Raw genomic sequence first — 21,366 nt, 5'->3', positions numbered from 1 at the left:
TGCTATTCCTGGTTGGGAAAGCGCCGCCACTGGCCGCAGCGCTGCCGCCATGCTTCCCGGAATTCCTTTCGCTCATCTTCGCTCATATTGCGGAATTTCTGACGGAGGCGGTCAGACGGACCCTTGTGATGATGCGGCTTTCCCCCCGGGCCAAATCCAAAAAGGATCTTGGAAAGCACCAACAATCCTACGGCCTGCCAGAAGCTGATCTGCTTTGTGTTCAGCAGGTCGGGCAATATGGCATTCCATAAAAGCATCACGATCCATCCAAACAGAAGGATGGCCAGTAATCCCAGCAGCACAAATAAAAAAACACGGGGCCGCCGGCCTTTTCTTCTATAATTCATAATAATATTGTTTAATAGTTCATTAATTCATCATATAAATACTGCAGCCGGCTGCGCAGGTGCAGCACCGCATACCGCTTCCGGCTGATGATGGTTTTCAGATTTTCACCGGCTGCATCGGCGATCTCCTGCAGGGTCTTTTCCTCCAGCTCATTGAGGATAAATACATCCCGCTGGCTGGCTGGCAGCTCCTCCAGGGCCGCAAACAGCTCTTCCCAGAATAACTTCTTGATATCTGCCAGTTCGGGGTCGTTATCCAGGGTAAAGAACAGTTCCCGGAACTGGAGTTCCCCTTCCTCATTTTCATACTGGAAATCATCGATCCGGTTGTCTTTTTTCTTCCGGTACTTGTCTGTGATCTTATTGCGGGCCACTTTAAACAGCCAGCCGCTGACCTGTTCGATGGTTTGAGTGGCAGTAGCATTGGTATACTGGTACCAGACATCCTGCAAAATATCTTCCGCATCCGCATCGGTGTTTACGTTTTTACGAATAAAACCAAAGAGACGTTTACCGTAATCCTTTACGGTCTGGATGACGTTTTGCTTCCTTTCCTCCGCCAATATTGCCAGTTTTTGCTCCTGCATCAGAAAGATAAGACGAATGGACGGATTAATTACTTTAAAAAAAAGCCCTGATTTTTAAATTTTTGTTGAAAACCACGAGTTACAGCGGGCAGGCGCATATTTTCCGGGGTGACCCGGTCAAAAATCCTGTTTTTGAACAGGAAACCGTGGGGTTTAATACATTTGCAACCGTGCATTTCAACGGCCGTTGTCCAACAGGGCTTCGTCCTTTAATGGAATGTCAACATCCGATCATCTTAAAATAGCAGGAATGGTTCAAAGTGGTTTTTTTCAGGCGGAAAATGAAACACCCTGGCAGGACGCCGGGCCGGGCGCACAGCGGCAGGTATACGGGTTTGGTGAAAACCTGATGCTGGTAAAAGTGCGATTTGAGAAGGGCGCGGCGGGCGCAGTGCACCAGCATCCGCATGCACAGGCGAGCTATGTGGCGAGCGGTGCTTTTGAAGTAACCATTGGTGATGAAAAAAAAGTGGTGGCTGCGGGTGATGGTTTTTATGTGCCCCCGCATGTATTGCATGGTTGCACCTGCCTGGAAGCAGGGATGCTGGTTGATGCATTCAGCCCCTGCCGGGAAGATTTTCTTTAAGCCTGCGATGGGCTACCCGCTTTATTTTCGTTTGTACATGGCGGTGCAATAGCACCGCGGCTCATTCCCCCATTTTATCTCCCTCCTTCCATTCATGCTTCCATCTCCGGTGGCTCCATAGCCACATGTCCGGGCTCCGGCGGATGGTTGCTTCCAGGAATTGCACAAATTTTTTCGTGAGCTGGTTTTCATCCACATGGGCCTTGGGATGTTCGTCTGCCACTGTAAAGGTAACCTCGTAATACCCTCTTTTGCGGCGTTCAATGGAGGCAAACACCACCACCGCATCATTCGTAATGGCCCCTTTTGCAGGCCCAACGGTAAAGGCGGTTTTCCGGTTGAAGAAATAAAACCAACGGGCATTCTTTAAATGTCCCGGGCTTTGGTCGGCTACCAGGCCCAGGCAATAAAGTGCCTTGCGGTAGGGTAAAAATTCGCGGGTCATATGGTGCGCACTCAGGAGCACGGCCCCGCTGCGGGAGCGCAGCTTTTTAAAAACCCGGTTTAACGGCCGGCTGCTGATGGGCATGTATACGCCAAGGAATGTATGCCGGATCTTGCGCACGATCTGTACATTGCCCCACTCCCAGTTAAACGTATGTCCCAGTATCAGCTGCACACTCCGGTGCTGATCATAATAACGGTCTACCACCTCCCAGTTGCCGGTAAAGCGTTTCTCAAAGAACGCATCCGGTGCAGAAAGCAGCTTCACCGTTTCGATAAAGGAGTCAATCAGGTTGTGATAGAAATTTTTAGCAATACGCTTCCGCTCTTCCATTGTTTTTTCCGGAAAGGCAATGGCCAGGTTGTCCATGACCACTTTTTTGCGGTATCCGATAAGATAGTATACCACGGCATAAAAAAAGTCCGACAACAGGTATAACACCGGCAGCGGAAGCAGGGAGCATACATACAAAAAGCCGTAAACGATATAGTACATTAAATCCTAAATCTCAAGTTCTAAATCCTAAGTCCTAATCTCTAAATCTGAAATCTGAAATCTCAATTCTCGATTCTCGATTCTCAAATCTCAAACCTCAACAACATCACAACACCACATTCTGAACCAGCACACTTTTTTCAGGATAGTCCGTATTGTAATTGAGGCCCCGGCTTTCCTTGCGGAATATGGCTCCTTTTACAATCAGATAACCAATGGTGATCAGATTGCGAAGTTCCAGCAGTTGCGGTGATACTTTGCTGGACCGGTATAATTGCTCCGTTTCTTCCCATAAAAGATCCAGGCGTTTGGATGCCCGCTCCAGGCGGATATTATTGCGTACAATACCTACATAATCCGACATTACCTGCCGCAGCTCTTTCAGGCTTTGGGTAATCAGGATCATTTCCTTGGGCTGCATGGTACCCCGGGCGTTCCATTCCGGAATATGGCCTTCGTAATGATGATCATTCAGTTCCTTATTCAGGGCTTTGGCAGATACATGTTCAAAACAGCGGTGTGCAAATACCATCGCTTCCAGGAGCGAATTGCTGGCCAGCCGGTTGGCGCCGTGTAACCCTGTACTGCTGCATTCACCTACTGCATACAGGTTGCGGATGGAGGTTTGGCCCCATTCATTTACCTTAATACCGCCGCAGCTGTAATGAGCCGCCGGCGATACGGGGATCATCTGTTGTGTAATATCGATACCAATACTTTTACATTTTTCGTAAATATTGGGAAAATGTTCCAGGAATTTTTCCAGTTCAAAATGCCGGCAGTCCAGCCATACATGTTCGGTACCGGTGCGTTTCATTTCGCTGTCGATGGCACGTGCCACGATATCGCGGGGGGCCAGGTCTTTGCGCTCATCGTATTGCTCCATAAAAGCTTCTCCGTCCTTATTGCGCAGGATACCGCCATCGCCCCGGACGGCTTCCGTAATTAAAAAAGCCTGACCGGTCAATCCGGCTTCAAACAACGCCGTGGGATGAAACTGGATGAATTCCATATTTTCAATACGTCCCTTGGCACGGTATACCATGGCTACACCGTCGCCGGTTGCAATGCCGGGATTGGTGGTGGTACGGTACACCTGCCCGTTGCCACCGGAAGCCAGGTAAGTGGTTTTTGCCAGGATGGTTTCTATTTCATTCGTGCGCAGGTTCAGTACATACACACCGTAACATTCAATATCGGGCGTGGCCTTGGTAACCAGGTAGCCCAGATGGTGCTGGGTGATCAAATCAATCACAAAGCAATGCTTGATAAGCTCAATATTGGAACAGGAGGCTACGGCTTCCAGCAAGGCCCGCTCCATTTCCCATCCGGTAATGTCTTTGTGATGAAGGATGCGGAACTCACTGTGCCCGCCTTCTTTTCCGCGCTTATAGTCGCCATCGGCTTCCTTATCAAAATTGGTACCCAGGGCAATCAGTTCGTTGATGCGCTCGGGGCCTTCCGTAACCACAATTTCCACGATCTTTTTATTGCAAAGACCGTCTCCGGCGATCAGGGTATCTTCAATATGTTTTTCAAAACTATCGCGTTCCAGATCGTTTACCACGGCCACACCGCCCTGTGCATACTTGGTATTGGTTTCATCTGCGGCCGCCTTGGTCAATACCAGTATTTTTTTATCAGGAAACTGATGCGCCATTTTATAAGCGTATGTAAGTCCTGCAATACCCGTTCCGATCACCAGAAAGTCTACCTGCTGCATGTACGTTGTTTAAACAGTAAAAATAGGATTTATTTGGTTTGGGGCATAACGGGCCGCGAACCGTTCATAAATTTTACCGCTGCGGCTATACCGGCGCATCGTTGATTCCGGCCCAACAATGCAACCGGTTGTCCTGTTGCTGGCTGATTCCGGTAGGGCTTCTTCTGTATCTTCGTCCGGATACAAAATAAAAAAAAACGATTATGAGCAATATGCGTGCTATAACAATGATGTTGATGAGTATCTGGCTGTCCCTGGCTGCAATGGCCCAGCCATCCAAAGTAAAACATGTGATCCTGATCGGATGCGATGGATTTGGTGCGTATGCCCTTCCGGAAGCGGAGATGCCACAGTTGAAAAAGCTGATGCAGGATGGAGCCTGGTCCTTAACGGCCCGTTCGGTGCTTCCTTCTTCCAGTGCGGTAAACTGGGCTTCCCTGTTAATGGGCGCCGGGCCTACGGTGCATGGTTATACAGAATGGAACAGCGCGGTTCCGGAAATTCGCTCTGCAGATACCAGCCGGTTTGGTTTATTTCCTTCTGTTTTTTCGTTATTGAAGGAGCAACGGCCGAACGCCGTGTCTGCATTGGTTTATAGCTGGCAGGGCATTGGTCCGCTGGTGGAAAAGGAGGCCACCACCATACGGGTGGCCGGAAAGGATAAGGACGATTTTTGTGTGGACACAGCAATTACCATCATCCGGACGCAAAAGCCGGTACTGACTTTTGTACACCTGGATGAGCCGGATGGGGTAGGACATAATATTGGTCATCGTACGCCGGAGTATTATAAAGAGCTGCAAAAAGTGGATGCCCGTATCGGCCGCATTGTAAAGGCGGTGGAAGATGCCGGCATCGCCCATGAATCGGTAATTATTGTAACAGCGGATCATGGCGGAAAGGGCAAGGGACACGGCGGTAAGTCGCTGGATGAAGTACAGATTCCCTGGGTGGTTTATGGCCGGGGTGTGCAAAAGGGACATGCCTTAAAACGGCCCATTATTACGTACGATACGGCGGCTACCATTGCCTGGTTGTTAAAACTGAAGATGCCCGAAAGCTGGAGAGGACTGCCGGTAAAAGAGGCCTTCCGGTAATCGCTAACGGAGTTGTTCCTTAAGCCGCTGCTTATATTCATCGATGACAGCGGCTTTATTTTTTTTTATCTTTTTCCCCAGCTCCCTGCGCGGGCAATGATCATGGTAGCGGGCGCCCCAATCCATCAGTTCAATAATAATGGGCAGCAGGTCGGCCCCCTTTTGTGTAAGGTGATAGATGAATTTCGACCGGTTGTCGGGGGCTGTTTCTTTTGACAGGATCTGTGCGGCTTCCAACAGGGCAAGGCGGTTGGAAAGGATATTGGTGGCGATCTTTTCCTCCGATTTCAAAAACTCGCTATACGAACATTTGCCGCGCAGCATTACATCGCGAATGATCAAAAGCGACCATTTGTCGCCGAAAATATCCAGCGAACAGCTGATGGGACAGTCGGATCTTTGTTTGCTCATTTTAAAAGTACTTGCAATTTGCAATAACTTTCCTAACTTAGTACTTGCAAAATGCAAGCACAAAGATACGGATTGCTTAAAATGTAAAAACAACAACGATGGAACAAACAGCTACCACAAAACAACTTTTGGAACAGTATTACAGCGGGTTTGCCCGGAAGGAGGGATGGGAAACCGTGCTTTCCGATGATTTTTTATTTACCGGCGGAGATATGACACGTCCGGAGCCGCTTGTTGGAAAGGCCGCCTACCGGCAGGTGATTGACCGGTTTTCCAGGGTATTTGATGCCATGCGGGTTAAAGAAATGATCGTGGACGGCGAAAACGCCTGTGTGATTGGTACATACGATTTTACCTTTCCCAATGGCGCCCGTATAACCGGCGACGTGGCGGAGATCTGGAAAGCACGGGACGGAAAATTGCAGGCCCTTACAATATTTTTTGACACGCTCACATTTCAAAAGAACACACCCGCTTAATTCCCGGTACCATGGCATATAGCACATCTCTTGCACAGCGTATGCGGCAGGCCCTGGCGGCTATTCCGCATGTTGAGGAAAAAAAAATGTTTGGCGGACTGGCCTTTATGATCAATGGGAAAATGTGTCTCACAGTGGGTCCCGGCCGGATCATGTGCCGGGTGGAACCGGCGATGCATGATGCACTGGTGGCAAAAAAAGGGTGCAGTGATGTGATTATGAAGGGGCGCATCTATAAGGGATATGTGCATGTAGCCGAGGCGCAGCTTCAAACAAAAGCGGCCCTGGATTACTGGGTTGAACTGGCCCTGGAGTATAACAAAACGATCGCAACCGCCATACCTTCAAAAGTTCGCAGGCGTTGATTTCCTCGAGCTGCTCCAGTAGATTCTTTAACACAATCCTAATAGTGCGTCGGGCTTCAGGACTGGTTTTTGTAGCGGAAACAGGAGGATTCCATTCCGTTAAAAATTGTTGAACTACAAAAACACAGTAACATGAAAAAGAGAATCGCCATTCTTGCTACGCATGGCTTTGAAGAAAGTGAACTGCAATCTCCGAAAGATTACCTGGAACAGCAGGGTTGGGAGGCGTTGATCATCAGCCCGGAAGCGGGCAGTATCCGATCCTGGGCAGAGAAAAACTGGGGAAAAGAATACCCGGTGGATCAAACGGTGGGGGAAGCAGATTCCTCAGCATTTGACGCCCTTGTACTGCCCGGAGGGGTATTGAACCCGGACAAATTGCGCACAAACGAAGCAGCGCTGGATTTTATACGTGATTTTTTTGACCAGCAGAAGCCGGTGGCGGCCATTTGTCATGGGCCGCAATTGCTGATCAATGCGGGTGTGGTAAACGGCCGGAGAATGACATCCGTACCTGCGATCCGTGTGGACCTTGTAAATGCCGGTGCCGATTGGGCCGATGAGGAAGTGGTAGTGGATGCGGGTCTGGTAACCAGCCGTACGCCAAAGGATCTTCCCGCCTTTAATAAGAAAATGGTAGAAGAAATACAGGAAGGGGTGCATGCCGCATAGGTCTTAAACCCTGTTCTCAGGAGGATCCGGTTTGTCTGGTGCAGACCGGTTCCTTTTTATTATCCGGCTATGTTCAGGGCAGCGCCCGGATTTGGGTGATGGTGATACCGGTGAAACAGTCGTCTGCGCAGTTCTTGGGTACGAAGCCGCAGGAAGAAATCATACCCCGGTTTTGAGCCTCAAAATAAACCGTATGCTCATCCCGGTTCACTTTTAACCATTCATTCTTAGCCTTTGCATACACCTGGTCGAGTGTAAGCGCCGGCTCATAGTTGTGGTGTGTGTTCAAATGCGCGGCATCTTCAGTCCAGGATTCCTTGAGTGTTGGTTGGTGCGTATCCGCGGTTAAACCATAGCCTTTATACTCCTGCTGCAAAATAGCACCTCCTTTTACCGTAATGGTGTACTCCGAACGGCTCCCGGTCCAGGAGCTAAAGATTTTTGTATACCGATAATGATTGCTGCTGCTGTCCCGGAAGCTGAGCCAGGTACGGTAGCTTTGTTGATACTCGTTTTCAAACGCCGCTTTTTTGCAAGACAGGCAGCCGGCAAGTAGTATTACAACAATCAGGAACTGATATTTCATAGCACTGTTTTTTGTGGGTGGTTTATGATTACAACGTAAAAAGAAAGGGTAGTGCAACAACCCATAGCAGATATGATTGTTGCTTTCGGGGCTATCTGCAACGGATAAAATGGATAAACAACTTCTGCGTCTGTGGGAATGAAGAAAAAATAAATGCAGTATCTTCCGGTAAAATTGCGCCATGAACCCGGATATAACCGCTTATAATAATGCCCAAACGAAAGAAGATCAGGCGATCTGTGATTTGCTGGCACAGGAGATCTGTATCCATCTGCCGGAGGCTGAAAATAAGATCTGGCACCGGCACCCCGTGTGGTTCCTTGATGGAAACCCGGTTGCGGGTTATAGCAAACTGAAGGACTGCGTCCGGTTATTGTTTTGGAGCGGACAGTCGTTTGATGAACCCGGATTACTGCCGGAGGGCAGTTTTAAGGCTGCGGAGGCCCGCTACAAGAACGAAACTGCGGTAAACAAAAAAGATCTGAAACGATGGCTTAAAAAGGCCAGGGACATTCAATGGGATTATAAAAATATTGTAAAACGCAGGGGTGTACTGGAGCGGTTGAAAGGATAGGCGATGACGGCAGGAGCAGTTACAGCCCATCCCGGAATCATTGTTCCGGCATGTATTTTAAAAGCGGTGTTCCGGGATGCCCACCCTGGAATAAACGATCATAAACCTTACGATTATGGAAGAAACCTTTACCCATGTACGAACCATGATCAGCATTATCCTGGGATTCGGGATCGCCCAGTTGCTTAAAAATGCAGTGAAGTTGATCGATCTTCGTAAAGGACCCAAGCCCAGTCCGCTGCATTTACTGTGGGTGGGGTATACATTTTTGCTGATCATTCACTTCTGGTGGTGGGAAGCGCGGTTAACCGGTGTGGGGAGCTGGAATTTCCTGGAATACCTGTTCCTGATCCTTTATACAACCATGTATTTTGCCTTGTCTGTACTGATCTTTCCCGACAGTATCAGTGACTATAAGGGATACCAGGATTATTTCTTTTCACGAAAGCAATGGTTTTTTTCATTCCTGATCGTCATTTTTGTTGCAGACTTTGCGGATACGCTTTTAAAGGGAAAACAATATTTCCTGTCGTTGCATTGGGAATACCCTGTGCGCAATCTTGTTCACATTCTGCTATGCCTGCTGGGCATACGGTTTAACAATATCCGGTTTCAATATGCACTGGCGCTGCTTTTCATCCTGTATGAAGTTTCCTATATCCTCCGGCATTATTTCTTTTAAGGATAACGTATCCCGCTGTTATCTATACCAGGCGCTGCAGGCATTTATTACCTAAAATAAGGGCATACTTCGCACTTTCAATGGATCCGGTAAGGATCAGGCGAAAATGTTATTGATTTCCTAAAAAGCATCTACGATTTTTTAATACGAATAATGTCGTATATTTTCGCACGGCACTTTCTTTAGTTGATACCATTGTTTTGCCGTTTCGTCACAGGGTACAAACAGCGGGAGGTGTTTTTTAATAACCTTGCTTAAAAGAATGCTCATGAAGAAAACAGGAATGATCGTTTTCCTGCTGATGGCCGCCCTATGGGTACAGGCACAGGGCAGCATCACCGGAACGCTGCTGGATACTCAAACCAAAAAAGGGCTTTATCTGGCCACCGTTACCGTATACAAAGCTGCAGACACCAGTATTATCACCTACCGGTTGTCAGCTACCGACGGAGCGTTTAAGGTTCCGGGTCTGCCGCTGAACACACCGCTGCGCCTCATTGCTACCTTTACCGGGTATAAAGTACTGCGAAAAGATTTTACCTTGACCTCGGGCGCCCTTAACCTGGACACGCTTTGGATGGCACCCGACAGTACATCACTGGATGAAGTACTGGTAGTGGCCGAGCGCCCGCCGATGGCGGTACGCAAGGATACCATTGAATTTAATGCAGCGGCATTTAAAACGCTGCCCAATGCACTGGTGGAAGACCTGTTGAAAAAACTGCCGGGGGTACAGGTGGACCGTGATGGTAATATTACGGTAAACGGAAAACCGGTCAACCGTATTACCGTAGATGGTAAAGCCTTTTTTGGCGATGACCCGAAAATGGCCACACGCAATCTCCCTTCCAACGTAATTGATAAGGTGCAGGTAACCGATGACAAAGAAGAGTTGTTGCGGAGAGGCGATGATAATCTCAATAACGTGGGCAAGGTCATCAATCTTACTTTTAAAAAGGGCGTAAAGAAGGGCATGTTTGGAAAAGCTTATGCAGGCGGTGGTACAGAAGGTACCTATGAAGCAGGGGCCATTGCCAATATATTCAGAGATACGTTACAGGTAAGCGCACTGGGCTATACCAATAACCTCAACCGTGCGGGATTCAGCTTTTCTGAGCTGATGCAGACCGGTGGCATGCAACGCAACTCTGATGTAAACAGCAATCGCAGTGTGAGTATCTGGCGCAATGCCAGCGGCGGTACGGGCATCCGGATCAATAATATCAATTTTGGCGGTATCACAGAGTACGGCGGCATCAGTACCAGTTCGGGACTGGGCTTGAACATTAACCATTCTCCAAATAGTAAACAATCGATCTTTGGGCAATATTTTTACGGGAATGTAAAAGTGGATGTAAAAAATGACGGCTATACGGAATACAACAATGGGGATACGCTCTTAAAAAGAACCGAAGATGAAAAGGCCAAGGTATTGATCAACGCGCACAATATAGGCCTGGGGGCCAAGCTGCGACCGGATTCTGTAACCAATATCCAGGCCGGCATCAATTATATGACGGGGAATACGGTCGATGACCGCTATACGCTGGCGCAAAGCACGCACTCGGTACTGGGCAGCCTGAGCGACGGCCGGATAGACCTGGACCGCGATAACATCAGCAGGAATTACCGCCATTACATAAATTATAACCGGTTATCCCGCACGCGCAAGGGGCGCCGGTTTACTATAAACCACCAGCTCATCTGGCAGCTGCGGGATAATGCAGCCACTACCCATTCGCTCATCCAATACCGGTATCCGCAGCTGAAGGACAGTCTGTTTGACCAATTGCGGCATGAGAAGGTGCCCACGCTCAATGCCAGCATCAATGGCAACTACAGCGAACCCCTGGTTAAAAATCTTTCCGCCCGGGTAGATGCACGGTATGAATATGAATACCTCACCAATACGATCGAAACCTATAACCTCGATGGATCGGGCGGCTTTACCCGGTTGAACAACGATCTCAGTAACCGGTTTGAACGCAGGAGCAACAGCCTTTCCACCGCTATGGGGCTGGAGTACAAATACAAAAAATTAACTGTTACACCGCGGGTCCGCTACCAGTCGCAGCGTTTTACAAACAGGCTCGTGTCAATGCCTGAAGATGTGGTGCAGCGGTTGAATACCTTTTTGCCGGAACTCGGCATCGTTTTGGGCAAACTGAACATCGATTACCGGAAAGAGGTGATCCTGCCGGATTACCGCTACCTGATACCGGTTTTTGATAATACCAATCCCTATGTGATCAATAATGGCAACCCGAACCTGCTGCCGGCGATACGGCATAGTTTGCAGGTAAATATGTACACCTATGATCCCAAGCTGAGCCTGAATGTATGGGGATGGGCGCGTGCAGCGAAGGTTAAAAATGACGTGATCCAAAATATCCTGTTGCAGGATAACGGTACCCAGATCATTATGCCGGTAAATGCCAATGGTGGTAAAAGCATCTCCGGCAATGGAGGCATCAATAAACAAAATAAATTTTCGCAGCGGTTTACGATGAACTCGAATATCGGTTTTTACTATGAGTATAATGAAAACTTTTTCAGCTATAACAATGAACTGAGCAAACAATACCGGAACAATACCAACCTCTGGGCCGGTATCGGGTTAAACTGGAATGATGTATTTGAATGGAACAATAATGTCAATTACGGTGGTCAGCGCGTCCGGAACTCCAATACGGCCCTGTTCCAGTCGTACCGCGTATCAAATTATGAAATCAGCTCGGAGCAGATATTGCGCTGGCCCAAGCATATTATCCTGGAGAACAATGTGGCCTTTATACAGAACAGCGCCATTGTAGACCCTTCGTTGCGCCGGTTTGTACGCTGGAATGCAGCACTCAACATTACGATGCTGAAGAACGAAGCAGGTGTGTTGCGGCTGGGGGTTTACGATATCTTACGGAAAATGAATAATACGGATGTCGTGCTGTCGCAGAATATGCTTAGATACAGCCGGGGAAATGTACTGGGTAATTATTACATGGCTACATTTACCTACAATATACGTCCAACCGGGGCGAAGAAAAAAGTAGGCGGGCAGTCGCTGCTGTTGTTCTAAATGGTTCCAGGTTTAATGTTTAAAATTCCAGGTTGGTTTAGATAACGGGATCGATGTGCCCGTTGCGATAAATTCCAGGACGATTTTGTCTTTGTGTTTTTATCGTCAAACAGCCATCCGGTGATTAGCCTTTTAGCGAATGGCTGACCGCTGACTGCTGATGACTGACTGCTGATGACTGACTGCTGAAAGCTAAACCCCGCTTCCCTTACGGCTCAATCCAGGCTTCATTCTCCTTCAACAGCTCGATAAGTGCCTCCACGGCGATATCGCTGTTCACATTCCGTTTTACCACATCCTTGCCTTTGTAAAGGGTGATCTTTCCGGGCCCGCTGCCTACGTAGCCGAAATCGGCGTCGGCCATTTCCCCCGGTCCGTTAACGATACATCCCATGATGGCAATTTTTACGCCCTTGAGATGATTGGTCACCGAACGGATCTTGGTAGTGGTTTCCTGCAGGTCAAACAGGGTACGGCCACAGGAGGGACAGGAAATATATTCTGTTTTTGAGATGCGGGTGCGCGTGGCCTGTAAAATGCTGAAGGCCGTGTTGTTCATAAACTGCTCGGCAGCACCTGTATCTGTTGCGGAAGTATAGCGGCGCCCGCTCAGCTGGGCATCGTTAAATTGATGGTAAGTTGCCTGATGCATACCCAGGCAAATACCATTGCCATACCCATCCAGGAATAAGGCGCCGGTTTCTGTAGCAAAATGGATCAGGTGCTCATCGGCCGTGCTCCAGTGGCTGTCTGTAATAAACACCAGCGGATGTTGCATACCCCGTTGTGTTATTTCAACGCACATGCGGCGTACCGATTGCATGGCATTTTTTTGCTGGCTGCTCAGGCAAAGCACGATATTGGACTTACCGGCTAAAGCGTCCAGGTGCTGAAAATCGCCGGCATCCAGCATCACAAAATTCAGGATTCCGCTTGTTGCAGCCGCGGCAGCAAATGCACCGGCCTCATATATGGGAAAATATTTTGTCTCATCGGCAGCCTTGCTCCAATGCTCCGGTGTGGTGATCACCTTCAGGAGACCCGGTAACGGAAAATCCAGTTCGGCTTTAGCGGTATAAATATAATCGGCCGCAGCATCGGCAATATGCCATTTATCATTTCCGGCATCATATGTATAACCCACAGCCTGTAATGATGCCGGTGTAATTGCTTCCAGCTTGCTCAGATCTGCGATGACCACGGGTACCTGTTCTCCGCCGATGTTTCCGACACCCGTGGTCTTATGTTTTTTCGATTGGAAGGGATTATAGGTTGAATTGGAGAAATCGATCGCCTGACCCGTTGGCGGGAGCACCGGTGCATCCTTGCCGGCATTGAAACCCGTTGGCTGATTTCCCTCATACCGCTTCACGATATCGCGGCATACCGGAATTTCCAGCTCCGGGTCTTCGGTCAGCGAAACACGGATGGTATCACCGATGCCATCTTCCATGAGGGTGCCGATCCCTATTGCCGATTTGATGCGGCCATCTTCGCCGTCGCCCGCCTCCGTAACGCCCAGGTGCAGGGGATAAATCTCGCCAAATTCCTCATCCATGGTTTTGATCAGCAGGCGGTAAGCCTGTACCATTACAATGGGGTTGCTGGCCTTCATGCTGAGAACGATCTGGTGATAGCTTTCGTCCCGCGCAATGCGCAGGAACTCCATCGCGCTTTCCACCATGCCCATGGGCGTATCGCCATAACGGCTCATGATCCGGTCGCTCAGGCTGCCATGATTGGTGCCAATGCGCATGGCGGTGCCATATTCTTTACACACCTTGATGAGCGGGGTAAACCGGTCGCGGATGCGGTCGATCTCTTCTGCATACTCCGCATCGGTATATTCGATCTGTTCAAATTTCTTTTTATCAACATAATTGCCGGGGTTCACCCGTACCTTCTCCACAATACGTGCTGCAATTTCAGCCGCGTTGGGTGTAAAATGGATATCGGCCACAAGCGGGGTATTATAGCCTCTTTTATGCAATTCATTTTTGATATGGAGCAGGTTCTCCGCTTCTTTTTTGGAAGGAGCTGTGATGCGGACCAGCTCAGCTCCGGCTTCGATACACCGGATGGATTGTTCCACCGTACCCATAGTATCCATCGTGTCGGTGGTGGTCATGGTTTGCACCCGGATGGGATGATGATTGCCTAATAGCAAATCTCCGATTCTTACCTCTTTGGTTAACAGTCTTTTATATGAAGTGAGCGATGCTGCGTATAGTTCCATAGTGCAAAGATAACCAATGTTTGAGTGTGGTTCATATAGGGCTGCTGCCTTGCTGCGCTTCCGCTGCATCACCGGCGCCGTTTTCCTGTTGGTTGGCCATTGACCGGTTCGGTTCTGTAGTGTATCTGTATGATGGGGAGGGGCATTGGCTTTTCCGTCTTTTCTGTTTATCTTTCCCCCTCGTTAACGATGCGCTTCATGTTTATTAAAAGACCTGTGACCGTATTTACGCTTATCGCTTTTTTGCTATTGTTTGCCGGAGCAGTTCCGGCACAGCAACAGCCACCCGTGGCGGTTATTGAGCGGTTGCACCCGGATCTGGACGCTGTTATAGATAGCGGTGCAAACGTATCGGTGATCGCAGACGGCTTCGGATGGGTGGAAGGGCCGCTATGGGTGGAGCAGGAAAAAATGCTGCTGTTTTCAGATGTATTAAAGAACCGGATCTATAAATGGACGGCGGAACAAGGCCTTCATGTTTATCTGGAACCTTCGGGTTATACAGGAACCCTGTTGCGCGGAAAGGAACTGGGGTCCAACGGGCTGGCTGTTAATCCGCAGGGAAAATTGGTGATCTGTCAGCATGGAGATCGCCGTATAGCCCTAATGCAGGCTGCGCTCGCAGATCCGCAGCCCGTGTTTATTACAGCTGCCGGCGGCTATAAAAACAAAAAATTCAACAGTCCTAATGACCTGGCCGTTAAGAGCAATGGCGATATCTATTTTACGGACCCGCCTTATGGACTGGAACAGGGTCCTGAAGATCCTGCAAGGGAGTTATCGTATCAGGGTGTGTACCGCATCGCAAAAAACGGGAAAGTAACCTTACTGGCAGACAGCCTGACCCGTCCGAACGGCATTGCTTTTTTCCCGGGAGAAAAGCAGTTGCTGATTGCGAATTCCGATCCGGAAAAACCCCACTGGTACATCTACGACCTGGATCGGCAGGGAATGCTTGTCAACGGACGGATCTTCTTTAACGGTACGGCCATTTTTCAAAAAGAGCATAGGACACCGGATGGTATTAAGATCAATAAGAACGGTGTTGTTTTTGCACCAGGCCCCGGAGGCGTATGGATCTTCAACAGGAAGGGCCGGGCGCTGGGCCGCATCAAAACCAGCCTGATCACTTCCAATTGTGCATTTTCAGGAGATTACCGCACGCTCTTTATTACCGCCGACCATTGTGTACTAAAAGTAACGTTAAAATAACAGGAACAATATATGACCGTTTATCAACAAATAACCAGTAGTAAGCTTATCGCCATTTTAAGAGGTGCAGATCCTTCGGATGTGGTTCGCATTGCCGCCGCTTTATATGAAGGCGGTATCCGGCTGCTGGAAATTACAATGAATTCGGAAGCACCGTTGCAGGCCATTGAGCAGGTTGCCGGTAAACTGGGCAATGATATGGTAATTGGCGCCGGAACCGTACTGGATGCGGCAATGGCAGCAGATGCCTATAGTGCCGGAGCCCGTTTTATTCTTTCCCCGGTAGTGGATGAAAGCGTTATCGTTGCCACAAAAAGATTGGGTGCCGTTAGCATTCCGGGGGCATATACGGCAACAGAAATTTACACGGCTCACCGGGCGGGCGCCGATATTGTAAAGGTATTCCCGGCAAACTCCCCCTCCTATATTAAAGAGCTCAGAGCCCCGTTGCCACATATTCCCTTATTACCTACCGGCGGTATTACACCGGAAAATATCGGTGCATATCTGAAAACGGGGGCCGTAGGATTTGGTATTGGCAGCGCGTTGGTAGATACCCGGCAGCCGGTAACCGATGTCTACCTCGAAACGCTGAAGGAAAATGCCCGGAAATTGATTCAGGCGATGCAATCCTAAACAGGAAATTATGAAAATAAAAAGTTATGAATTATTCCAGGTGCCGCCGCGCTGGCTCTTTTTGAAGATTGAAACGGATGAAGGGATCACGGGTTGGGGCGAGCCGGTGATTGAAGGAAGGGCGGCTACTGTAAGGGCTGCGGTAGATGAGCTGATGGAATACCTGGAAGGTAAGGATCCCCTAAATATCGAAGATCACTGGAACACGATGTACCGGGCGGGTTTTTACAGGGGCGGACCGATCCTTATGAGTGCGATTGCCGGTATCGATCAGGCGCTCTGGGATATAAAAGGAAAATACTACAATGCGCCGGTACACCAGTTGCTGGGCGGCAAAGCGCATGATTCGATGAAAGTGTATTCCTGGATCGGCGGCGACCGGCCGGCAGATGTAGGGGCTGCAGCGCGTGAGATGGCCAGCCAGGGATTTCTTGCGGTAAAAATGAATGCCACAGAAGAATTGCAGTATGTAGATAGCTATGATAAAATAGACCAGGCGGTGGCCCGCATGGCAGCAGTGCGCGAGGCTACGGGTCCGGCCTTCGGTATCGGTATCGATTTTCATGGGCGTGTGCACAAACCGATGGCAAAGATCCTGGCCAAGGAACTGGAACCTTTCCGGCCCATGTTTATCGAAGAACCGGTTCTGCCGGAAAATAATGAAGCCCTGCGGGAAATCGCCAACCATGTAGCGATCCCCATCGCTACCGGGGAGCGGATGTTTTCCAGGTGGCAGTTCAAAACCCTGCTTACGGAGGGGTATGCAGATATCATTCAGCCGGATGTGTCGCATGCAGGCGGCATTACCGAATGTAAAAAGATCCTTTCCATGGCCGAAGCCTTTGATGTGGCGGCAGCCCCGCATTGCCCGCTGGGGCCCATTGCGCTGGCTGCTTGTTTACAGGTGGATGCTACCTGTCATAATGCCTTTATACAGGAACAGAGCCTGGGCATCCACTATAACCAGGGCAGCGACCTGCTGGACTATCTTCATGATAAAACGGTATTTGAATACCGGGATGGATATGTAAACATACCGGACCAGCCCGGCCTGGGTATTGCCATCAACGAAGATCATGTACGGAAAATGGCGGCCATTGGCCATAACTGGCGGAACCCCGTATGGCGGCACCGCGACGGAAGTATTGCGGAATGGTAAAATAAAAAATATGCGCTCAAACAGCCCGGCTGCAAGGCCTACAAGGATCCGGTACGAGGTATTGTTCCTCATATTTGTAAATGTGGTCATTAATTATATGGACCGCAGCAATCTTGCGGTGGCGGCTTCGGCTATCGGAAAGGAATTCCGGTTTTCGCCGGTGCAGATGGGGCTTATTTTTTCTGCCTTCAGCTGGACCTACCTGCTGTTCCAGATCCCCGGCGGTATCCTGGTAAAGCGCTTTGCTCCAAGGATGCTGTATGCCATCAGTTTGATCAGCTGGTCGTTAGCTACCGTGTTGCAGGGCTTTGCAAAAGGCTTTGCATCCCTGTTTGGATTGCGCATGGTTACCGGTGCACTGGAAGCGCCGGCCTTTCCGATCAACAACCGTGTGGTCAGCAGCTGGTTCCCCGTGCAGGAACGGGCTTCGGCCATTGCCGTGTACACCTCCGGGCAGTTCCTGGGACTGGCGTTCCTGATGCCGGTGCTCTCAAAAATTCAGCTCCAGGCCGGGTGGAAAGGACTGTTTGTTATTACGGGATTGATCGGCGTGGTATGGGGAGTGGTATGGTACCTTTTTTACCGGGATCCCCTGCAACATAAAAAGGCGAATAAGGCAGAGCTCAACCATATAGAAGAAGGCGGAGGCATTTTAGACAGCCGGCAGGATGATAGGGCCAAACGGGTGTTTCAATGGAACGACCTCCGCGAAGTATTGTCGCACCGGAAACTATGGGGAATTTACCTGGGGCAGTTTGCTGTAAACGGGGCATTGTGGTTTTTCTTAACCTGGTTTCCCAAATACCTGGTCGATTACCGGGGAATGAATTTTATCCAATCGGGTTACTGGGCCTCGGTTCCTTACCTGGCAGCGTTTGCAGGAGTGCTGAGTTCGGGATTCCTTTCGGATTACCTGGTGCGCCGGGGCGTACCTGCTGCACGTGCCCGCAAATGGCCCATTATTGCCGGCCTGCTGTTGTCTGTATGTATTGTAGGTGCCAACTACGTGCATACACCGGGCTGGATCATTCTGTTTATGTCGCTCTCTTTTTTTGGAGTAGGGTTTGCTTCCATTACCTGGATCTTTGTATCGACCCTGGCTCCCAAACACCTTATCGATGTAACCGGGGGCGTATTTAATTTTATTGGTCAGCTTTCGGGGATCATCGTACCGATCGTGATCGGGTTTTTGGCCAGCGGAGGCAATTTTGCGCCGGCGCTTATTTTTATTGCGGTGTTGGGCGCGCTGGGTGCCTGTTCTTATATCTTCCTGGTAGGAAATGTAGAGCGGGTAGCGGTAGAAAACGCATCGGATCAGTAATCATCAATTGTATGGATCTTTTTTTAAGTTGCGATTGGGGAACGAGTACGTTCCGGTTGCGGTTGGTACAAATAAAGGACGAGGCGGTACAGGCAACTATACGGCTCGGGCACGGTATTGTGCAAATGGCGGCCGAATGGCAGCAAACGGGTGATACCATCAGCCGGGAAGTATATTATACCCGTTTTTTAAACCAGCAGATCCGGGCTATGGAGCAGCAGCTGGGCCGCTCGCTGGAAGGCGTTACTGTGGTGTTGTCCGGCATGGCCTCTTCTTCCATTGGATTAACGGAGCTGCCGTATAAAACACTGCCGTTTTCTATTGACGGTTCAGACCTCGTATTGCAGTCCCTTCCAAATGACCATAACCCGTTATTGCTGATCTCCGGTGCCTGTACCGGAACCGATGTGATGCGGGGAGAAGAAACAAAGATCGTCGGCGTTGGAGATATCTTACCTGCTGCGGCACAAGAGCTGCTGCTTTTGCTGCCGGGTTCCCATCCCAAACACATACAAATCCGAAACCGTATGGTAACCGCATTCCGTACGTTTATGACCGGGGAAGTGTTTGGCCTTCTTGCAGCGCACAGCATTCTTGCGGCTTCGGTTATGCCAGGTGAGGGGCTTACCAACACCGTAAGCCGGGAGTATTTTATACGCGGTGTACTAACCAGCCAAACGCATTCGTTATTACATCATTTATTTGGAGTACGCACGAACCAGTTATTAAAAAAAACACCACCGGAACCCAACTATCATTACCTCAGCGGGCTGCTTATTGGCGAAGAACTGAAAACACTGCAGGCCGGCCAACCGGTATACCTGCTGGGCGGCCCTGCGCATTCGCCGGCATACACACTGGCCTGCGAAGCCCTGGGCATTAAGGCCATCCTGTTGCCGGATGCAGATCAGGCACTGGTAAGCGGACAGCAAAGGCTTTTGCAACGCTACCGGCCCTTGTAACGGTTGCACCACAACTGCTGCTCACCTGCTTTACAGAAGTACGGCTACACCGGGTGTGCTTTTCCTGTATTAACGGGAACGTTGCCGGTATTTGGTAACCCGCTCCCCAAAAGGTTTCTGTATTTTTAACCGGCTGTGCGCAGGCAGAGGGCTGTTTTTAGCAAGGGGTTGCCATTAGGCTAAAAAGCGGGGCATATTGCAGGAGCGTCCTGCGGAACAGCGTACTAAAAAATTTGCTTTATGAATCATAACAGGAGAAACTTTTTAAAGGTATTGGGTGTGTTAGGTGCCGGTACGGCTACGGCAGGTTCCGCCGTGGCTTCGGTGCCATCGGCCTTGCTGGCACCGGCAGTTAATATGAATAATTACCGTGCGCCCAAACTGGAAACAGTTCGTATCGGGTTTGTGGGCGTGGGCAATCGCGGTGCGGCGGCCGTTAAGCGGGTTTGCTACATCGAAAATGTGGTGGTAAATGCCATTTGCGATATCCGGCCGGAGCGGGCACAACTGGCAAAGGAAAGTATAAAGCATACGTCTTTTAAACCGGCATTATATACCGGCAAGGCAGATGCCTGGATGCAGCTTTGCGAACGGAAAGATATTGATGTGGTATACATTGCCACACACTGGAAGCTGCATATTCCCATCGCTATTTACGCAATGGCGCACGGCAAACATGTGGCTATGGAAATAGGCACCAACGATAATATACAGGAAGCATGGGACCTGGTAAAGGCTTCCGAAACCTACAAGCGGCATTGCATTTTCCTGGAGAACTGTTGTTATGATTTTTTTGAACTGATGACACTGAATATGGCCCGCCAGGGTTTTTTTGGCGAGATCATTCACGGGGAAGGGGCCTATATACATGATATTGCAGACAGTCTTTTTGATACCACCAAACGGTATGATCTGTGGCGCCTGCGGGAAAATGCAAAACGGAATGGCAACCTGTACCCGACGCACGGGCTGGGCCCCATCTGCAACGTTATGAACATTAACCGGGGCGATCAGATGGACTACCTGGTATCAATGAGCAGCAGTGATTTTACATTGAACGATTTGGAAAAAGAAGCCTATCAAAAGGATGCGGCAGCCTTCAAACCCTTTCTGAATGCACCGTTCCGGGGAAACATGAATACGTCGGTGATCAAAACCCATAAGGGAAAAACCATTATGCTGCAGCATGACACCAGCTCTCCCCGTGTATATTCCAGGTTGCACCTGATCAGCGGTACCCGGGCCGCTGCACAAAAATACCCGTTGCCCGGCAAGATCTCTGTAGGCCATGAGGGCTGGCTGCCGGAAGCGGAAATGAAGAAGATCGAAGAGCAGTACACGTTGCCGCTGGTAAAGCACCTCGGGGAAATGGCGCGGCAGATCGGGGGGCACGGCGGAATGGATTTCCTGATGGATTGGCGCTGGGTCGATTGTCTGCGCAACGGGCTTCCGGTAGATCATAATGTATACGACGCGGCGCTCTGGTTGTCTATCGGGCCGTTAAGTGAACGATCAGTGGCAGGAAAGTCGGTTCCGGTATCCATTCCCGATTTTACAAGAGGTGCCTGGAAAACGAATCCGCCGCTTAGCTTTTCCATTGAACATGGCAATTTAACGGGCGTAAAATCTGCAAAAGGATAGGGACTGTGATATACTACGGGTCGTAGAGGCGTTGACTTACCGGAAGCCGGTGAAAGGGACTGCTTTTTTTATTCCTG

General features: G+C 49.6%; 21 protein-coding genes. 14 read left to right on the top strand and 7 right to left on the bottom strand.

Features of this window, described 5'->3' with window-relative positions:
- Positions 1–2 precede the first annotated feature (2 nt).
- Both LQ567_RS13675 and LQ567_RS13670 read right to left on the bottom strand, forming a co-directional pair.
- Positions 3–347, bottom strand: coding sequence for a hypothetical protein (locus LQ567_RS13675; RefSeq protein WP_231005078.1), 345 nt, complete (start codon positions 345–347; stop codon positions 3–5).
- 11 nt (positions 348–358) lie between these two features.
- A complete protein-coding gene (locus LQ567_RS13670) occupies positions 359–934 on the bottom strand; it encodes an RNA polymerase sigma factor (protein WP_231005077.1) in 576 nt (191 codons plus the stop codon).
- Positions 935–1,184: 250 nt separating this feature from the next.
- On the opposite strand from LQ567_RS13670, the gene LQ567_RS13665 reads away from it, so the two are divergent.
- Complete coding sequence (locus LQ567_RS13665; protein WP_231005076.1) at positions 1,185–1,520, top strand: cupin domain-containing protein; 336 nt, start codon at positions 1,185–1,187, stop codon at positions 1,518–1,520.
- A gap of 61 nt (positions 1,521–1,581) precedes the next feature.
- On the opposite strand, the gene LQ567_RS13660 is transcribed toward LQ567_RS13665, so the two are convergent.
- A complete protein-coding gene (locus tag LQ567_RS13660; protein WP_231005075.1) occupies positions 1,582–2,460 on the bottom strand; it encodes a lysophospholipid acyltransferase family protein in 879 nt (292 codons plus the stop codon).
- Between the two features lie 106 nt (positions 2,461–2,566).
- Entirely contained in the window at positions 2,567–4,183 is a 1,617-nt protein-coding gene (gene nadB / locus LQ567_RS13655; RefSeq protein ID WP_231005074.1) for an L-aspartate oxidase, read from the bottom strand.
- A gap of 203 nt (positions 4,184–4,386) precedes the next feature.
- On the opposite strand from nadB, the gene LQ567_RS13650 reads away from it, so the two are divergent.
- Complete coding sequence (locus LQ567_RS13650) at positions 4,387–5,280, top strand: alkaline phosphatase (RefSeq protein WP_231005073.1); 894 nt, start codon at positions 4,387–4,389, stop codon at positions 5,278–5,280.
- 3 nt (positions 5,281–5,283) lie between these two features.
- Here the strand turns inward: LQ567_RS13650 and LQ567_RS13645 are convergent, their stop codons facing one another.
- Positions 5,284–5,691: a winged helix-turn-helix transcriptional regulator gene (locus LQ567_RS13645; protein WP_231005072.1), complete on the bottom strand. Its 408-nt coding sequence runs from the start codon at positions 5,689–5,691 to the stop codon at positions 5,284–5,286.
- A 98-nt stretch (positions 5,692–5,789) separates the two neighbouring features.
- On the opposite strand from LQ567_RS13645, the gene LQ567_RS13640 reads away from it, so the two are divergent.
- From LQ567_RS13640 to LQ567_RS13630, 3 genes are all read left to right on the top strand, one after another.
- On the top strand, positions 5,790–6,170 hold the full coding sequence (locus LQ567_RS13640) for a nuclear transport factor 2 family protein (protein ID WP_231005071.1): 381 nt from the start codon (positions 5,790–5,792) through the stop codon (positions 6,168–6,170).
- 11 nt (positions 6,171–6,181) lie between these two features.
- Positions 6,182–6,535, top strand: a complete 354-nt coding sequence (locus tag LQ567_RS13635; RefSeq protein WP_231005070.1) for a TfoX/Sxy family protein — start codon at positions 6,182–6,184, stop codon at positions 6,533–6,535.
- Positions 6,536–6,667: 132 nt separating this feature from the next.
- Positions 6,668–7,207, top strand: a complete 540-nt coding sequence (locus LQ567_RS13630) for a type 1 glutamine amidotransferase domain-containing protein (protein ID WP_231005069.1) — start codon at positions 6,668–6,670, stop codon at positions 7,205–7,207.
- A 73-nt stretch (positions 7,208–7,280) separates the two neighbouring features.
- On the opposite strand, the gene LQ567_RS13625 is transcribed toward LQ567_RS13630, so the two are convergent.
- Positions 7,281–7,793, bottom strand: a complete 513-nt coding sequence (locus LQ567_RS13625) for a hypothetical protein (protein ID WP_231005068.1) — start codon at positions 7,791–7,793, stop codon at positions 7,281–7,283.
- Between the two features lie 181 nt (positions 7,794–7,974).
- Between LQ567_RS13625 and LQ567_RS13620 the strand changes: the two genes are divergently transcribed.
- The 3 genes from LQ567_RS13620 (at position 7,975) to LQ567_RS13610 (ending at position 12,122) form a co-directional block, all read left to right on the top strand.
- Positions 7,975–8,367, top strand: coding sequence for a DUF1801 domain-containing protein (locus LQ567_RS13620; RefSeq protein ID WP_231005067.1), 393 nt, complete (start codon positions 7,975–7,977; stop codon positions 8,365–8,367).
- Positions 8,368–8,482: 115 nt separating this feature from the next.
- Complete coding sequence (locus LQ567_RS13615; protein WP_231005066.1) at positions 8,483–9,049, top strand: hypothetical protein; 567 nt, start codon at positions 8,483–8,485, stop codon at positions 9,047–9,049.
- Between the two features lie 268 nt (positions 9,050–9,317).
- Complete coding sequence (locus LQ567_RS13610) at positions 9,318–12,122, top strand: outer membrane beta-barrel protein (protein ID WP_231005065.1); 2,805 nt, start codon at positions 9,318–9,320, stop codon at positions 12,120–12,122.
- A 208-nt stretch (positions 12,123–12,330) separates the two neighbouring features.
- Here LQ567_RS13610 and ispG read toward each other — a convergent pair whose 3' ends face one another.
- The gene (ispG, locus tag LQ567_RS13605; protein ID WP_231005064.1) at positions 12,331–14,358 is read right to left on the bottom strand and encodes a (E)-4-hydroxy-3-methylbut-2-enyl-diphosphate synthase; all 2,028 of its coding nucleotides are present in this window, start codon (positions 14,356–14,358) and stop codon (positions 12,331–12,333) included.
- A gap of 198 nt (positions 14,359–14,556) precedes the next feature.
- Between ispG and LQ567_RS13600 the strand changes: the two genes are divergently transcribed.
- From LQ567_RS13600 to LQ567_RS13575, 6 genes are all read left to right on the top strand, one after another.
- Positions 14,557–15,570 carry an SMP-30/gluconolactonase/LRE family protein gene (locus LQ567_RS13600; RefSeq protein ID WP_231005063.1) on the top strand — a complete coding sequence of 338 codons (1,014 nt, stop codon included), beginning with the start codon at positions 14,557–14,559 and terminating at the stop codon, positions 15,568–15,570.
- 12 nt (positions 15,571–15,582) lie between these two features.
- Positions 15,583–16,206, top strand: coding sequence for a bifunctional 4-hydroxy-2-oxoglutarate aldolase/2-dehydro-3-deoxy-phosphogluconate aldolase (locus LQ567_RS13595; protein WP_231005062.1), 624 nt, complete (start codon positions 15,583–15,585; stop codon positions 16,204–16,206).
- A 10-nt stretch (positions 16,207–16,216) separates the two neighbouring features.
- Positions 16,217–17,365, top strand: coding sequence for a galactonate dehydratase (dgoD, locus tag LQ567_RS13590; protein ID WP_231005061.1), 1,149 nt, complete (start codon positions 16,217–16,219; stop codon positions 17,363–17,365).
- A 10-nt stretch (positions 17,366–17,375) separates the two neighbouring features.
- Positions 17,376–18,686 carry an MFS transporter gene (locus LQ567_RS13585; protein ID WP_231005060.1) on the top strand — a complete coding sequence of 437 codons (1,311 nt, stop codon included), beginning with the start codon at positions 17,376–17,378 and terminating at the stop codon, positions 18,684–18,686.
- Positions 18,687–18,697: 11 nt separating this feature from the next.
- Positions 18,698–19,648 (top strand): 2-dehydro-3-deoxygalactonokinase, encoded by a 951-nt coding sequence (locus LQ567_RS13580; RefSeq protein WP_231005059.1) that lies wholly within the window; start codon positions 18,698–18,700, stop codon positions 19,646–19,648.
- Positions 19,649–19,888: 240 nt separating this feature from the next.
- On the top strand, positions 19,889–21,289 hold the full coding sequence (locus LQ567_RS13575; RefSeq protein WP_231005058.1) for a Gfo/Idh/MocA family oxidoreductase: 1,401 nt from the start codon (positions 19,889–19,891) through the stop codon (positions 21,287–21,289).
- The last annotated feature ends 77 nt before the right edge of the window (positions 21,290–21,366 follow it).

The organism is Niabella pedocola, from assembly GCF_021044425.1.
Taxonomy (GTDB): Bacteria; Bacteroidota; Bacteroidia; order Chitinophagales; family Chitinophagaceae; genus Niabella; species Niabella pedocola.
Note: the sequence above shows the minus strand (reverse complement) of the source record. Positions and strands in the feature narration are given on the sequence as shown.